This window comes from Jannaschia marina (assembly GCF_013404595.1).
Lineage (GTDB): Bacteria > Pseudomonadota > Alphaproteobacteria > Rhodobacterales > Rhodobacteraceae > Jannaschia > Jannaschia marina.
The window spans coordinates 83035-97671 of the sequence record NZ_JABVAX010000008.1; the positions used below are offsets into that span (position 1 = coordinate 83035).

13 protein-coding genes and 1 riboswitch are annotated in these 14637 nt (G+C 70.2%); of the genes, 10 read left to right on the top strand and 3 right to left on the bottom strand.

The window, feature by feature from the left end; genetic code table 11:
* Positions 1-45 precede the first annotated feature (45 nt).
* From pufL to HSX43_RS14030, 8 genes are all read left to right on the top strand, one after another.
* Positions 46-891 carry a photosynthetic reaction center subunit L gene (gene pufL / locus HSX43_RS13995; RefSeq protein ID WP_179380767.1) on the top strand — a complete coding sequence of 282 codons (846 nt, stop codon included), beginning with the start codon at positions 46-48 and terminating at the stop codon, positions 889-891.
* 1 nt (position 892) lies between these two features.
* Entirely contained in the window at positions 893-1819 is a 927-nt protein-coding gene (gene pufM / locus HSX43_RS14000; RefSeq protein WP_179380768.1) for a photosynthetic reaction center subunit M, read from the top strand.
* A gap of 10 nt (positions 1820-1829) precedes the next feature.
* On the top strand, positions 1830-2069 hold the full coding sequence (gene pufX / locus HSX43_RS14005; RefSeq protein ID WP_179380769.1) for an RC-LH1 core complex protein PufX: 240 nt from the start codon (positions 1830-1832) through the stop codon (positions 2067-2069).
* Between the two features lie 64 nt (positions 2070-2133).
* Positions 2134-4035 (top strand): 1-deoxy-D-xylulose-5-phosphate synthase, encoded by a 1902-nt coding sequence (dxs, locus tag HSX43_RS14010; RefSeq protein ID WP_179380770.1) that lies wholly within the window; start codon positions 2134-2136, stop codon positions 4033-4035.
* 127 nt (positions 4036-4162) lie between these two features.
* Positions 4163-4377, top strand: a riboswitch (cobalamin riboswitch).
* A 128-nt stretch (positions 4378-4505) separates the two neighbouring features.
* Complete coding sequence (locus HSX43_RS14015; protein ID WP_179380771.1) at positions 4506-4937, top strand: DUF1636 family protein; 432 nt, start codon at positions 4506-4508, stop codon at positions 4935-4937.
* Positions 4934-5734, top strand: a complete 801-nt coding sequence (locus HSX43_RS14020) for an ABC transporter ATP-binding protein (RefSeq protein WP_179380772.1) — start codon at positions 4934-4936, stop codon at positions 5732-5734. Before HSX43_RS14015 ends, HSX43_RS14020 begins: the two co-directional genes overlap by 4 nt.
* A complete protein-coding gene (locus HSX43_RS14025; protein WP_179380773.1) occupies positions 5731-6666 on the top strand; it encodes an ABC transporter substrate-binding protein in 936 nt (311 codons plus the stop codon). The genes HSX43_RS14020 and HSX43_RS14025 overlap by 4 nt, the downstream gene beginning before the upstream one ends.
* A 4-nt stretch (positions 6667-6670) precedes the next feature.
* Positions 6671-7720: a FecCD family ABC transporter permease gene (locus tag HSX43_RS14030; RefSeq protein WP_179380774.1), complete on the top strand. Its 1050-nt coding sequence runs from the start codon at positions 6671-6673 to the stop codon at positions 7718-7720.
* A gap of 3 nt (positions 7721-7723) precedes the next feature.
* On the opposite strand, the gene HSX43_RS14035 is transcribed toward HSX43_RS14030, so the two are convergent.
* Entirely contained in the window at positions 7724-8623 is a 900-nt protein-coding gene (locus HSX43_RS14035; protein WP_179380775.1) for a LysR family transcriptional regulator, read from the bottom strand.
* Between the two features lie 101 nt (positions 8624-8724).
* On the opposite strand from HSX43_RS14035, the gene HSX43_RS14040 reads away from it, so the two are divergent.
* Together HSX43_RS14040 and HSX43_RS14045 are read left to right on the top strand one after the other, a co-directional pair.
* Positions 8725-10272 (top strand): proton-conducting transporter transmembrane domain-containing protein, encoded by a 1548-nt coding sequence (locus tag HSX43_RS14040; RefSeq protein ID WP_179380776.1) that lies wholly within the window; start codon positions 8725-8727, stop codon positions 10270-10272.
* Between the two features lie 11 nt (positions 10273-10283).
* A complete protein-coding gene (locus tag HSX43_RS14045) occupies positions 10284-12629 on the top strand; it encodes a YbcC family protein (protein ID WP_179380777.1) in 2346 nt (781 codons plus the stop codon).
* 19 nt (positions 12630-12648) lie between these two features.
* On the opposite strand, the gene HSX43_RS14050 is transcribed toward HSX43_RS14045, so the two are convergent.
* Positions 12649-13419, bottom strand: coding sequence for an ATP-binding cassette domain-containing protein (locus HSX43_RS14050; protein ID WP_179380778.1), 771 nt, complete (start codon positions 13417-13419; stop codon positions 12649-12651).
* A complete protein-coding gene (locus HSX43_RS14055) occupies positions 13416-14570 on the bottom strand; it encodes an ABC transporter permease (RefSeq protein ID WP_179380779.1) in 1155 nt (384 codons plus the stop codon). The genes HSX43_RS14050 and HSX43_RS14055 overlap by 4 nt, the downstream gene beginning before the upstream one ends.
* Positions 14571-14637: the final 67 nt, after the last annotated feature.

The following is a 14637-nucleotide window of genomic DNA, read 5'->3' on the forward strand; positions in this document are numbered from 1 at the left end:
GCGCCCGGGCCGCTGCACCCCGCCGCGCGCAACTGGAGAGAGAAGATGGCACAGCTCACCTTCGAACGAAAATACCGCGTCCGGGGCGGCACGCTGATCGGCGGCGACCTGTTCGATTTCTGGCTGGGGCCGTTCTACGTCGGCTTCTTCGGGGTCACGACGTTCTTCTTCACCGCCCTCGGCACGATCCTGATCTTCTACGGGGCCTCGCTCGGCGACACCTGGAACCCCTGGCTCATCTCGATCGACCCGCCGGGCCTCGAATACGGCCTCGGGGCCGCGCCGCTGGCCGATGGGGGCCTCTGGCAGATCATCACCATCTGCGCGACCGGCGCCTTCGTCAGCTGGATGCTCCGCGAGGTGGAGATCTGCCGCAAGCTCGGCATCGGCTATCACGTGCCCTTCGCCTTCGGGGTCGCGATCCTGGCCTATGTCACCCTCGTCATCATCCGCCCGGCGCTGATGGGAGCCTGGGGCCACGGCTTCCCATATGGCATCTTCAGCCATCTCGATTGGGTCAACAACGTCGGCTACGCCTACGGCAACTTCCACTACAACCCGGCCCACATGGTCGCGATCACCTTCTTCTTCACGACCTGCCTCGCGCTCGCGCTGCACGGCTCGCTGGTGCTGTCTGCGGTGAATCCGCCCAAGGGCCAGCAGATCAAGTCGCCCGAGCACGAGGACACCTATTTCCGTGACCTCATCGGCTATTCCATCGGGCCGCTCGGCATCCACCGCCTCGGCCTCCTGCTCGCGCTCAACGCGGGCTTCTGGAGCGCGGTCTGCATCGTGATCTCGGGCACCGTCTGGTTCGACCCCTGGATCGCCTGGTGGGATTGGTATCTCGAACTGCCCTGGTGGGCCGGCCTCGAAGGAGGAGTGAACTGACATGCTGGAATATCAGAACATCTTCACGCAGGTGCAGGTTCAGGGCCCGCCCGAGATGGGCATGGTCGAGGGCGTCGACGCCGAGCGCGAACGCACCAAGTCGGCGCGCTTCTCCAAGCTCGCCGGCGTCATCGGCAACGCGCAGCTGGGGCCGATCTACCTCGGGCCGTTCGGCATCGTGTCGCTGGCGACGGGCTTCGCCTGGTTCTTCATCGTCGGCATGTCCTTCTGGGCGCAGGTCGGCTACTCGCCCGCGCTCTTCTTCCGCGATCTCTTCTGGCTCGCGCTCGAGCCGCCCTCGGCCGACTACGGCCTCGGCATGGCCCCCCTGAACGAGGGCGGCTGGTGGCTCATCGCGTCGTTCTTCCTGCTGATCTCGGTGATCAGCTGGTGGATCCGCACCTACCTGCGGGCCGAGGAGCTGGGCCTCGGCAAGCACGTCAGCTGGGCCTTCGCGAGCGCGATCTGGCTCTTCCTCGTCCTTGGTCTCATCCGGCCGCTGATGATGGGCTCCTGGGAGGAGGCGGTGCCCTACGGCATCTTCCCGCACCTCGACTGGACGAACCTTTTCTCGCTGACCTACGGCAACCTCTTCTACAACCCGTTCCACGCGCTCTCGATCGTCTTCCTCTACGGCTCCGCGCTCCTCTTCGCGATGCACGGCGCCACGATCCTCGCCGTCAGCCGCTACGGCGGCGAGCGCGAGATCGAGCAGATCGTCGACCGGGGCACCGCCACGGAGCGCGCCGCGCTCTTCTGGCGCTGGACGATGGGGTTCAACGCCACGATGGAGGGGATCCACCGCTGGGCCTGGTGGTTCGCGGTGCTGACGACGCTGACCGGCGGTATCGGCATCCTGCTGACCGGCACGGTCGTCGACAACTGGTACATCTGGGCGCAGGACCACGGCTACGCGCCGCTCGACTAAGGAGGTTCACATGGCTGAACACGACTATCTCGGCACGACCGGAGACGTCCGCGCCCGCCTGCGGGGGGACATCACGATCCTGATGCTGCGGGGCGCGGGCTACGCCGCCGCCTTCAGCCTCGGCGTGGTCCTCTTCGTCGCCTTCTTCGTCTGGCTTGGCGGCCTCCTGCCGCCCGAAAGCCAGGAGGCGCCGGATCCGAATCCGCCGCGCGCCGCGGTGATCCAGCCCGCGGAGACGGCCCGCGCCTGACACGCCTCGGGGGCGGCGGCACGACACCGCCGCCCCGTCTCGTTCGCCCCCCGGAGGACCGACCATGCACACGCCCCATCTCGACCGCGTCCACGTCCCCTCCGACCTCAAGTCCCTGACCGATCCGGAGCTTGGCCGCCTCGCCGGAGAATTGCGCGGGGAGGTCATTTCCACGGTCGCGCAGACCGGCGGTCACCTCGGCTCCTCCCTCGGTGTGGTCGAGCTGACCGTCGCGCTCCACGCGGTCTTCGACACGCCGCGCGACAAGCTGATCTGGGACGTCGGGCACCAGTGCTACCCCCACAAGATCCTGACCGGGCGCCGCGACCGGATGCACACGCTGCGGCAGGGCGGGGGCCTCTCGGGCTTCACGAAGCGCGCGGAATCCGACTACGACCCCTTCGGTGCCGCCCATTCCTCCACCTCGATCTCCGCCGCGCTCGGCTTCACCGTGGGGCGCGACATGGGGCAGCCGACGGGCGATGCGGTCGCCGTCATCGGGGACGGGGCGATCGGGGCCGGCATGGCCTTCGAGGCCCTCAATGCCGCCGGAGCCGAGGGCCGGCGCATGTTCGTCATCCTGAACGACAACGAGATGTCCATTGCCCCGCCGGTCGGCGCGCTCTCGAAGTATCTCTCGGGCCTCTACGCCTCGCCCGTGGGCGGGCTGCACGAGATGGCGCAGGGCATCGAGAAGGCCCTCCCGGGCCCGCTCCGCGATCAGGCCCGCCGCGCGCGGCAGTTGGTGACGGGCGCGAGCGGCGGACAGGGCACCCTCTTCGAGGAGCTGGGCTTCCAGTATATCGGCCCCATCGACGGCCATGACATGACCCAGCTTCTGACCGTGCTGCGCACGGCCCGCGCCCGCGCCACCGGCCCCGTGCTGATCCATGCCTGCACCGTCAAGGGCAAGGGCTATGCCCCCGCAGAGGGTGCCGCCGACTGCGGCCACGGCGTCGGCAAGTTCGACGTCGCGACCGGCGCGCAGGCCAAGGCGAAACCGAACGCCCCGAGCTATACCTCCGTCTTCGGCAAGACGCTCGCGACGCTTGCCGAGACCGATCCGAAGATCGTCGGTATCACCGCCGCCATGCCCTCGGGCACCGGCATGGACATCTTCGCCAAGGCGCATCCCGCACGCATGTTCGACGTCGGCATCGCCGAGCAGCACGGCGTTACCTTCGCCGCCGGCCTCGCCGCAAGCGGGCTCAAGCCGTTTTGCGCGATCTACTCCAGCTTCCTGCAGCGCGGCTACGACCAGATCGTCCACGACGTCGCGCTCCAGAACCTGCCCGTGCGCTTCGCCATCGACCGCGCGGGCCTCGTCGGGGCCGACGGTGCCACCCACGCGGGTGCCTTCGACGTGGGCTACCTGAGCGCGCTGCCGAACCTCACCGTCATGGCCGCCGCCGACGAGGCGGAGCTCGTCCACATGGTCGCCACGGCCGCCGCCCACGACAGCGGACCGATCGCCTTCCGCTATCCGCGCGGAGCGGGCGAGGGGGTGCCGATGCCCGAGAGGGGGACACCGCTCGAAATCGGCAAGGGCCGCGTGCTGCAGGAGGGCGCGGACGTCGCGCTCCTGAGTTTCGGGGCCCATCTCGGCGAATGCCGCAAGGCCACCGCGCTGCTGGACGGGCAGGGCCTCTCGGTCACCCTCGCCGACGCGCGCTTCGCCAAGCCGCTCGACCACGCGCTGATCCGCCGGCTCGCCCGCGACCATCGCGTCCTGATGACGGTGGAGCAGGGCGCCGTCGGCGGCTTCGGGGCGATGGTGCTGCACTTCCTGGCCGCCGAGGGCCTGCTCGACGGCAACCTTGCCATACGAACCATGACGCTCCCGGACCGCTTCATCGACCAGGCCGCGCCCGACGCGATGTATGCCGACGCAGGGCTGACGGCGACCGACATCGCCGCAACCGCCGCCCAGGCCGAGGGGGTCGACTGGACGCTTTCCACGGTCTGAACCGCCGCTCTCCCTTGAAGAGGTACGACAGGTAATTCGCGTCCTTCGACCGCGTCTCGAACCTGGCGCGGGACCAGACATTTTTCCGCACGACCGGTATTTCGGTCTTGAGCCCCTGTGCGAAAACGGGTCTTGTGCCGGCGATGGTTCTCCGGTGCCGAAGGCCGAGGAGATGAAAAGGGAACACGGTGCGGCGTAGCCAACAGGCACCAAATCCGTGACTGCCCCCGCAACTGTGAGCGGCGAGCGACCCCGATGTGGACCACTGGACGACCAGTCCGGGAAGGTTCGGGCGAGCGACGACCCGCGAGTCAGGAGACCTGCCGTCACCGGCGCAGGCGATGTCCCGCGTCGGCATTCGAACTCGATCCAGGCGGGGTGCCCGGGCAGGAGGATGTGATGACCGAGCCGCTCCACCGGCGCTCCGAACCGATCCGTCTCCCGCGCTCCGTCCGACGGCGGAGGGCCCGATGGAACACCGGATCACCATTTGTACGTCCTGTCGGCACAAGGGAACGACCTGTCGTCCCGGTCTCGAGCTGATCGAGCGATTGCGACAGGCGATCGCGGCGGCCGGCGACGCGCTGCCGGCGGAGTTCGAGATCTCGGGCGTCGCCTGCATGGCCGGCTGCGACCGGCCCTGCACCGTCGCCTGCATGGCCGGCTGCGACCGGCCCTGCACCGTCGCCTACCACGGCACGCGGAAGGCGACTTATCTCTTCGGCGACATCGACCCGGAGACGGACATCGACGACCTGCTGTCCTTCGCGCGCCGGTACGCGGCGCCCGGCGACGGATGGTGTTCGGCATCCGAGCGCACCGGCAAGCTGCGGCGAACGACACTCGCGCGGGTGCCGGCGGCGGTCTTCGCGCTGGAGGACTGCGGGGTCCGGGCCTCGTGACCGGCGCGCGACTGACCGTGACGGACCTGTCCTGGTCGCCCCGACGCGGGGACGACCCGCTCCTGCATCCGACGAGTTTCGATCTGTCGCCGGGCCGCGTCCTCGGCGTCGTCGGGCCGAACGGGGCGGGAAAGACCACGCTTCTGCGGCTGCTCTACCGATTCCATCGTCCGGCCCGCGGCGAGGTCCGGATCGACGGCGACGACATCTGGGCCCTGTCCGCCCGTGCGGCGGCCCGACGCGTGGCCGCCGTCCTGCAGGAACAGCCGAGTGACTTCGCCCTGACCGTGCGGGAGATCGTGGCACTCGGGCGCACGCCGCACCGGCGCGGGCTGGCCGGGACGGCCGGGGCGCACGACCGCGACGTGATCGCGGCGGCACTCGACCGGCTCGACCTGCGCCACCTGACGGAGCGCCACCTCGGCACCCTTTCGGGCGGCGAACGGCAGCGGGTGATGGTGGCCCGCGCGCTGGCGCAGGAGCCGCGCCTGCTGATCCTCGACGAACCGACGAACCATCTCGACATCCGGCATCAGCTGGAGGTTCTCGACCTGATCCGACGGCTGCCGCTGACGATCGTGACCTCGCTGCACGACCTCAACCTGGCGGCGGGCGTCTGCGACGACGTGCTGCTCCTGCGGGGGGGCCGCCCCGTCGGCTTCGGTCCGCCGTATCGTGTGCTCGGCGAATCCGCCGTCTCCGAGGCCTTCCGGGTCACCGCGCGGCGCGAGCGCCTGTCGCCGAGCGACACCGATCATCTCACCTTCCACCTCCACGACGAAAGACCCCGACCATGAAGACCTTGCCGAACGCGCTCCTCGTGCTTGCCCTTGCCGCCGGGCCGGTTGCCGCCGAAACCACGGTGCAGAGCTGCGACCGCACCGTGACCTTCGATGCGCCGCCCGAACGCGCGATCTCCAACGACGTCAACCTGACGGAGATGATGCTCGTGCTCGGGCTGGCGGACCGCATGGTCGGCTATACCGGGATCTCGGGCTGGAAGACGCTCGACGAGGACATGCGCGCGGGCGTCGAGGCGCTGCCGGAACTGTCGGAGAAATACCCGACGAAAGAGGTGCTCGTCGGGGCGGATGCGGATTTCTTCTTCGCCGGCTGGAACTACGGCATGAAGGTCGGGGGCGAGGTGACGCCGGAGACGCTCGCCCCCTTCGGGATCGACGTCTACGAGCTGACGGAATCCTGCATCCACATCATGGAGAAGGACAAGGCCAGCATCGAGGACATGTATGCCGACCTGCTGAACCTCGGCCGCATCTTCGACGTGGAGGACCGGGCCGCCGAGCTCGTCGCGGGATACCGGGCCGAGCTTGCCGCGCTGACCGACGGGGTGGAGGCGGGCGATCCGCCGCGTGTCTTCGTCTACGACAGCGGCGAGGATGCGCCCTTCACCGCCGGCCGCTACGCCATGCCGACCGCCCTGATCGAAGCGGCCGGCGGACGCAACATCATGGACGATTTCGAGAAGAGCTGGGCGACCGTGACCTGGGAAGAGGTGGTCGAGCGCAACCCCGAGATCGTGGTGATCGTGAACTACGGCGAGGTCACGGCGGAGCAGAAGCGCGCGTTCATGGTGTCGAACCCGGCCTTCGCCGCCCTCGATGCGGTACGCAACGACCGGTTCGTGACGCTGGAATACGTCGAGGCGACGCCGGGCCCGCGCAACATCGAGGCGATCGCGACGCTCGCCGACGCCTTCCGCGCGCGCTAGCGACATGGAGGCGACGGCAGGCGATCCGGTCGGGCGGCGCGGGGGGCGCGCGGCCGTAGCGGGCGGCGGGCTTCTGCTGCTGCTGGCCTCGCTGACGCTCGCCGTCTCGGCGGGGGCGGTGCCGGTGCCCTTCGCGACGGTCTGGGGCGTGATGCTGAACAAGCTGTCGCCCGGCCTCGTCGAGGAGACCTGGTCGCAGGGCCGCGCCGCCATCGTCTGGGAGATCCGGTTCCCCCGCGCCCTCCTCGCCATGATGGTGGGGGCGGGGCTCGCGCTCGTCGGAGCGAGCCTGCAGGCGGTCACGCGCAACCCGTTGGCCGATCCGCATCTCCTCGGCATCTCGTCGGGCGGGGCCTTCGGGGCCATTCTCGCGCTTCTCCATACGGGGCTGTTTCTCGGGCTGCTCACGGTGCCGCTGCTGGCGTTCCTCGGGGCGCTCGGGGCGACGGCGATCGTGCTGGGCGTTTCGCGCTTCGCCGACGCGACGAGTGCGGACCGGCTCGTCCTCGCGGGGGTGGCCGTTTCGTTCATCGTGATGGCCGCGGCGAACGTGCTGATCTTCTTGGGCGATCCGCGCGCCACCCATACGGTCGTCTTCTGGATGCTGGGCGGGCTCGGGCTCGCGCAGTGGGGGCAACTCGTCTATCCCCTCGCGATCCTCGTGTGTTGCGGCGTCTGGCTGATCCTGCGGGCGGGGGATCTCAATGCGATGACCGTCGGCGACGAGACCGCCTCGACGCTCGGGATCCCGGTCGCGCGTTTCCGGCTGTTCGTCTTCGTGGTGGGGGCGCTCATCACCGGGGTCATGGTGGCCTTTTCGGGGATCATCGGCTTCGTCGGCCTGATGGTGCCGCATGTCGTGCGCATGGTGGTCGGCGGCGACTATCGCCGCGTACTTCCCGGATCGGCGCTCGTCGGAGCGGTGTTCCTGCTCTGGGCGGACATCGCCGCCCGCAAGCTGATGCCGCCGGAGGACATGCCCATCGGCATCGTCACCGGCCTGGCGGGAGGCGTGTTCTTCATCTGGCTTCTCGGGCGGCGGCGGCCCGGCTGAGCGTCAGACGGGATGGGCCGTGCCGTCACGCGGACGGTCGAGCAGTTCCGACAGCAGCGGGTTGGGAAACTTCCGGCGCTTGGTGACGGCGGAGAAGACCTCGGTGATCTCGTCGAGCCGCGCGAGCTCCACCAGCTGTCCGGCGGCAAGCTCGTCACGCACCACGATGGGCGGAAGGACGGCGATGCCGACGTCCTCGCGCACGAGGAGGCGCAGCATGGCCATGTCGTCCGCCTCCGCCGCGATGCGGGGCAGGACGCCGAGACGCTCGATCAGGCCGTCGAGCCCCGCGCGCAGGGCGGTTTCCGGGGTCGGCAGAACGAGCGGGTGGGTGGCGAGCAACTGCCGCGGGGTTTCCCCTTCGCCGGACCGGCGGGCGGGCGTGCCGACGATGCTGACGGGCTGTTCGTCGAGGCGGTGGACGAGATAGGGGCTCGCCGCATCGCGCGCCGGGACGAGGTTCGTCAGGACGACATCGAGCGACGTGGCCTCGAGCGCGCGCAGCAGAGTGTCCTGCGCGCCGGAGCGCAGGACGATCTCGACGTCCGCGCGTCCGACCAGCGGCCGCAGGAAGGCGATCTGGAAGTTCCGCGACAGCGTCGCCAGCGCGCCGACCCGCAGCGCCCGCCGCGGACCGCCCGCGGCCTTGAGCACGGCGGAGAGGTCTTCGGCGGTGCTGAAGATCTCGTCCGCATGGTCGAGGGCGATGCGCCCCGCCTCGGTCAACGCGAGATTGCGTCCGACCCGGTCGAAGAGCGCATGTCCGAGCGACGCTTCGAGCGACTTGATCTGCGTGGAGACCGCCGATTGCGAGATGTTGAGCGACCGGGCCGCGCCCGTCAGCGTCCCGTCGCGGGCGACCGCCCGGAAGAGGCGCAGGTGATGGAGATTGAGTGGAGCCATGCTTCCCTGAAAACGAACGGTTTTGCGCAATATATGCAATTTTTATCGGATTGGTCACGCTCTAGATGCCGGTCAACGTCATTCGCGAGCGGGGCCAACCGATGCCATTCGACCTGTCACTCTCATTTCTCGGCCCCGTCGTCCTCCTGCTTGGTGCGGCGGTGGCCGTTGCCTCTCCGGGCCGGCGGCCCGCTGCCGTGCCGCTCTGGTCGGAGCGGGCCGCCCTCGGTGCGCTCGCCCTGACCGGCCTGGGGCTTCTGCAGCTTCTGGCGTCCGATACGGAGAGCTCCGGGATACCCGGCCTCGTGGCGACACCGGTCAGCATGACGCTGTCGCTGCTCGTTGCGTTCGTCGGCTGGATCGTGATGCGCTACAGCCGGACCTATCTCGACGGCGAGGCGGAGGAGGGCGCGTTCCATGGCCTGATGCTCGCCACGCTCGCCGGGGTTCTCGTCTTCGTTCAGGCGGCGGGTCTGTGGTTGATGACCGTCGCGACCTTCGCGGTCGGTCTGGGCCTGCGGCGGCTTCTACTGTTCTACCGCTTCCGCCCCGAGGCCCGCCGGGCGGCGACGAAATTCGCCCTCGTCTGGCATGGCGGCGACGCGGCGCTGCTTCTGGCGGCGGGGGCCTTCGCCGCCCGGTTCGGGACGGTCGACCTCGCCGCGCTCTCGGCCCTCGCCGCCGCCGAGGGGCTGGGCGTCGGCGGGCGGATCGGCCTTGCGCTGCTCCTGCTCGCGGCGGTGCTCAAGACCGCGGCGTTCCCGCTTCACGGCTGGCTGACCGAGGTGATGGAGGCCCCGACGCCGGTCTCGGCCCTGCTGCATGCGGGCAGCATCAACTCCGGCGGTGTCCTGCTGATCGGCGCGGCGGGTGTGGTCCAACTGAGCCCCGGGGCCATGGCGGCGCTCGTGATGATCGGCGGGCTGACGGCGCTCTTCGGGGCCGCGGTGATGCTGACGCAGAGCGCGGTCAAGACCTCGCTCGCCTGGTCCACGGTGTCGCAGATGGGGTTTCTGCTGCTTCAGTGCGGGCTCGGCCTCTGGGCGCTGGCGCTGCTGCATATCGTGGCGCATTCCCTCTACAAGGCACATGCCTTCCTGTCCTCGGGCGGCGCGGTCGGCGCTGTCGCCTCGATCCGCCGGCCCGGCCCGATCGCCGTTCCGGGTCTGTCGAAAGTGGTCAGGGCCTTCGCGCTCGCCCTTCTGCTCTATGCCGCGATCGCGGTGCTCTTCACGCTCGCGCTCGAACCCAAGAGCGTGCAGGCCCTCGCGCTCGGCGCGATCCTGATATTCGGGGTCGCCTATCTGGTGGCGCAGGGTCTGGCCGACCTCGCCCCGGCCGAGCTGACGCGGCGCACGGCGCTGGCCTCCGCCATGGCCACGGTCGGATACTTCGCCTTCCAGGCGCTGGCGCAGGCACTCTGGGGTCCGGGCCTCCCGGACGCGCCGCCGCCGGGGGCGCTCGAATGGGCGCTGATCGTCCTCGCCATCCTGTCCTTCGGTCTGGTGGCCTTCGCGCAGACGCTCTTCCCGCTCTGGGCGCATCACCCGGCCACGGCGGGCCTGCGGGTCCATCTTGCGAACGGCCTCTATCTGAACGCCCTTCTGGATCGCGCGATCGGCGGCTTCCGCGCGGCAAAACCGACCTGAGGAGAGACCCCATGCCCCACGAGACCTCACCCATCCTGCACGCCGCCGCGGCGGCCGCGCGGGCCGTTCCCCCGGCCTTTCCCCTCGATGCGACGGTCGCCGTCAACCCGTTCCTCGGTCAGACGGACGAAGACTTCGCCACCGCCTCGGCCCGCCTGTCGCGCGTTGCCGGCATCCGCGCGGTGCAGGGCGCGGCCGACTATGCCGCGGCCATCGCGTCGGGGCGGATCGGGGAGGAGGATCTGGGCGCGGCACTGGCTGCCGACACGTCGTCTTCGAAGCCGAGGGACGTGGCAGCGCTGAAGGCCGCGACGCGCGGGCCCGCCGAGCCGGTCGAGGCCCTGCCGACGGTGGCCCATCTCGCCGCGCGGGCGACCGGTACGGACTGGCCCTCGGTCGTCGAGAAGACGGTCGGGCTCTGGGCGGCGGGACGGTTCGACCGGGGGCAGGCGCTCTGGACCCCGGCGCCGGGGCAGGGGGGTCTTGCGAGCTGGCGCGCCTGGGCCGTCCACGATCTGACCCCCGAGATCGCCGGGCTGAGCGGCTTCTGCGCCCATGTCGCCGCCGCCCCGGATACCGCCGAGCGGGCGATCGAGCGGGCGGCCGAGCGCCTGGGCCTCACCAGGGCGGCGGCCGGGACGGTGTTCCACCGCCTCTACATGGATCTCGGAGGCTGGTCGCAACACGCGCGCTGGCTCGCGTGGGAGGCCGAGCGTGCGGGAGAGACCGATGCCACGATGCTCGACCTGCTCGCGATCCGGCTGATCTGGGAGGAGGCGCTGCTGGCGCATGTGCCCGAAGTCGCCGACCCGTGGAAGGCGACGGTCGCCGCCCACGAGGCCCCGGTCGTTCCGACCGATACGGAGGTCGCGCTGTCGATCCTTCAGGATGCGGCGGAGCGCGCCTGTCAGCGCCGGCTTTCCGAGGCGCTCGACGGCGCGGTCGGGCCACGGGCGGATCGGCCGGCGCTTCAGGCGGCCTTCTGCATCGACGTGCGGTCCGAGGTCTTCCGTAGGGCGCTCGAAAACGTCGATCCCTCGATCGAGACGATCGGCTTCGCGGGGTTCTTCGGCCTGCCGCTCTCGCACAGGCCGCAGGGTTCGGACGTGGCGGAGGCGCATCTGCCCGTGCTTCTGGCCCCCGCGATGGAGACCGTCGGCCAGGCCGACGCGGCGACCGAGCAGGGCGTTCGCATCCGCGCCCGGGCCGTCCGGGCGTGGAACCGGTTCCGCCAGGCGGCCGTCTCCTCCTTCGCCTTCGTCGAGGCGGCGGGGCCGCTCTATGCCGGGAGGCTGGTGAAGGACGCCCTGGGCCTCGCGCCCCGGGGACCGGGCGGGCACGCCCCGGCGCCCCGCATCGTCGGCGGCCTGTCGGCGGAGGCGAAGGCGGACACCGCGGCCGCCGTGCTCAAGGCGATGAGCCTGACCGGGGGGCATGGGCGCGTCGTCCTGCTGCTGGGTCACGGCGGACAGGTCACCAACAACCCGCACGAGAGCGCCTATCATTGCGGGGCCTGCGGTGGCTATACGGGCGAGGTCTCGGCCCGTCTGCTTGCGGCGCTCCTCAACGACCCGGAAACGCGGGCGGGACTGGCCGAGCGGGGCGTCGCGGTGCCGGAGGACACCCGGTTCGTCGCGGGGCTGCACGATACGACGACGGATCGCGTGACGCTCCACGACGTCCCGGACGACGATCTGGGCGGGATCCGCGACTGGCTCCGCCGGGCCGGACGGACCGCGCGGGCCGAGCGGGCGGTTCTCTTGCCGGGCGCGACGGCGGAGACGGTTGCCGCGCGGGCGCTCAACTGGGCGGAGACGCGGCCGGAATGGGGCCTGGCCGGGTGCGCCGCCTTCATCGCGGCCCCGCGCGCGGCCACGGCGGGTCGCGATCTGGGCGGGCGGGCGTTTCTCCACAGCTACGACTGGCGCGCCGACGAAGGGTTCGGGACGCTGGAGCTGATCCTGACGGCACCGGTCGTGGTCGCGAGCTGGATCAGCCTTCAATACTACGGCTCGTCGGTCGCTCCGCGCGTCTTCGGCGGCGGCAACAAGCTGATCCACAACGTCGTCGGCGGGATCGGCGTGGTCGAGGGCAACGGGGGACGTCTCCGCGCGGGCCTGCCGCTGCAGGCCGTCGACGACGGGGAGCATCGCGTCCACGAGCCGTTGCGGCTGACGGTGATGATCGAGGCCCCGCGCGACGCCATCGGCGAGGTGCTCGGGCGGCATTCCGAGGTTCGCGCGCTCTTCGACAACGGGTGGCTGCACCTTCTGGCGCTGGAGGACGGTCGGGTGGCCGCCCGCTACCGGCCGGGCCTGGCCTGGGAAGGGACGACCGATGCGGAGCTTGCCGCGTGAGCCCCGGGTCGCGCCCGGGTCAGGCCTCCTCGATCTCCTTCGCGCCGGTCATCAGGGCGACGGCGTCGGACATCGAATGCGCCTTCGGGTCGATCACCGACAGCCGCCGGCCGAGCCGGTGGACGTGGATGCGGTCGGCCACTTCGAAGACATGGGGCATGTTGTGCGAGATCAGGATGATCGGGATGCCCCGCGCGCGCACGTCCTGGATCAGGTCGAGGACGCGGCGGCTTTCCTTTACCCCGAGCGCGGCCGTCGGCTCGTCGAGGATGATGACCTTCGAGCCGAAGGCCGCGGCGCGGGCCACGGCGACGCCCTGCCGCTGACCGCCGGAGAGCGTCTCGACCGGCTGGTCGATGTTCTGGATCGTCATCAGGCCCAGCTCGCTCAGCTTCTCGCGGGCGAAGGCGCGCATGGCGGGCTTGTCGAGTTGCCGCAGGACGGATCCGCGCCAGCCGGGGCGGCGCTTCTCGCGGCCCATGAATATGTTGTCGACGATGCTGAGGGCGGGGGAGACGGCCAGCGTCTGGTAGACCGTCTCGATCCCGTGTTCGCGCGCTTCGGTGGGCGATGCGAAGGCGACGGTCTGCCCGTCGAGCGTCATCTCGCCCTCGTCCGGGGTTACGGCCCCCGACAGGCACTTGATGAGGGTCGACTTGCCGGCCCCGTTGTCGCCGATCACGGCCAGGATCTCGCCCGGGTAGAGTTCGAAGTCGCAGCGGTCGAGCGCGACGACCTTGCCGTAGCGCTTGGTGAGGCCCTTGGCGGCGAGGATGGGTTGCGCGCTCATGTCGATACCTTCCGGATCCATTGGTCCACCGCGACAGCTCCGATGATGAGCATGCCGATCAGGAGGTAGGTCCATTGGGCGTCGGCCCCGGCCATGCGCAGGCCCAGCTCGAAGACGCCGACGATGAGGGCTCCGAAGAAGACCCCCCAGATGCTGCCCCGTCCGCCGAAGAGGGAAATGCCGCCGATGACGACCGCGGTGATCGACTGGATGTTGCCCAGAACCCCGGTCGAGGCCGAGGGCGAGACCGAGCCGAAGCGGCCGATCATGATCCAGCCGGCGAGCGCGCAGATGACGCCGGCGAGGATGTAGACGCTCATCAGCGTGCGCCTGACGTTCACGCCGGCCAGTTCGGCCGCCTCCGGATCGTCGCCCACGGCGTAGACGTGACGTCCCCAGGCCGTCGCGCGCAGGGCGTAGGCCAGGACGGCCACGAGCGCCACCATCAACAGCACGCCGTAGGTGATGTTCGTCGCCCAGAGGAAATCGAGGACGGCGCTGTCGGTCTCGTTCGGTCGTCGTCGCTCCCATTCGATGCCGCGGGAGGCCTCGATCCAGTTGACGAGCTGCTCGTTCGGCTTGACGCCGAGCCACTGGAACATCGGGGCCTCCTCGCGGATCTCGCGGGAGCGGATCGTCTCGTTGCGCGAAAAGAGGTAGTTCGTCGCCAGCACGATCTGCCACATGCCGAGCGTCGCGATGAAGGGCGGCAGCTTGACCCGGCTGACGAGCCAGCCGGAGACCGCGCCGATGGCTCCGCCGATCGCGAGGCCGAGCGCGATGGAGACGGTGGGCGGCACCCCGTAGCGGAACGACAGCTGCCCGATCATCACCGAGGAGAACACCGCGATCGCGCCCACGCTCAGGTCGATCCCGGCGGTCAGGATGATGAGAGATTGCGCCGCCGCGAGGACGCCGACGATCTGCACCTGTTGCATGATGAGCGGCAGCTGTTCGAGAAACCGTGTCCCGAGAAACCAGGTGAAGCCGAGGATCGCCACCGTCAGCACGATCAGCGGCACGAGCGCGGGCGTCACGTGCAGCGCATGCTGCAGCCGGTCGATCGCGCCGCGCCGCCCCTCGAAGGCGGCGACGGCCTCGGTGCGCCGGGCGCGGACGGAGGCTTCGTGGTCGGTCGGATCGCTGCTCATCGGCCTGTCTCCCCTCGAACGTCCGGCACCGGGGCGGGGGCTCCGCCCCGGTGCGTGTCAGGTTCCG

What these genes read in the sequence shown, in the direction of transcription:
- pufL (WP_179380767.1), top strand. Translation starts at nt 46, where the DNA reads ATGGCACAGCTCACCTTCGAACGAAAATACCGCGTCCGGGGCGGCACG.
- pufM (WP_179380768.1), top strand. Translation starts at nt 893, where the DNA reads ATGCTGGAATATCAGAACATCTTCACGCAGGTGCAGGTTCAGGGCCCG.
- pufX (WP_179380769.1), top strand. Translation starts at nt 1,830, where the DNA reads ATGGCTGAACACGACTATCTCGGCACGACCGGAGACGTCCGCGCCCGC.
- dxs (WP_179380770.1), top strand. Translation starts at nt 2,134, where the DNA reads ATGCACACGCCCCATCTCGACCGCGTCCACGTCCCCTCCGACCTCAAG.
- HSX43_RS14015 (WP_179380771.1), top strand. Translation starts at nt 4,506, where the DNA reads ATGGAACACCGGATCACCATTTGTACGTCCTGTCGGCACAAGGGAACG.
- HSX43_RS14025 (WP_179380773.1), top strand. Translation starts at nt 5,731, where the DNA reads ATGAAGACCTTGCCGAACGCGCTCCTCGTGCTTGCCCTTGCCGCCGGG.
- HSX43_RS14030 (WP_179380774.1), top strand. Translation starts at nt 6,671, where the DNA reads ATGGAGGCGACGGCAGGCGATCCGGTCGGGCGGCGCGGGGGGCGCGCG.
- HSX43_RS14035 (WP_179380775.1), bottom strand. Translation starts at nt 8,623, where the DNA reads ATGGCTCCACTCAATCTCCATCACCTGCGCCTCTTCCGGGCGGTCGCC.
- HSX43_RS14040 (WP_179380776.1), top strand. Translation starts at nt 8,725, where the DNA reads ATGCCATTCGACCTGTCACTCTCATTTCTCGGCCCCGTCGTCCTCCTG.
- HSX43_RS14045 (WP_179380777.1), top strand. Translation starts at nt 10,284, where the DNA reads ATGCCCCACGAGACCTCACCCATCCTGCACGCCGCCGCGGCGGCCGCG.
- HSX43_RS14050 (WP_179380778.1), bottom strand. Translation starts at nt 13,419, where the DNA reads ATGAGCGCGCAACCCATCCTCGCCGCCAAGGGCCTCACCAAGCGCTAC.
- HSX43_RS14055 (WP_179380779.1), bottom strand. Translation starts at nt 14,570, where the DNA reads ATGAGCAGCGATCCGACCGACCACGAAGCCTCCGTCCGCGCCCGGCGC.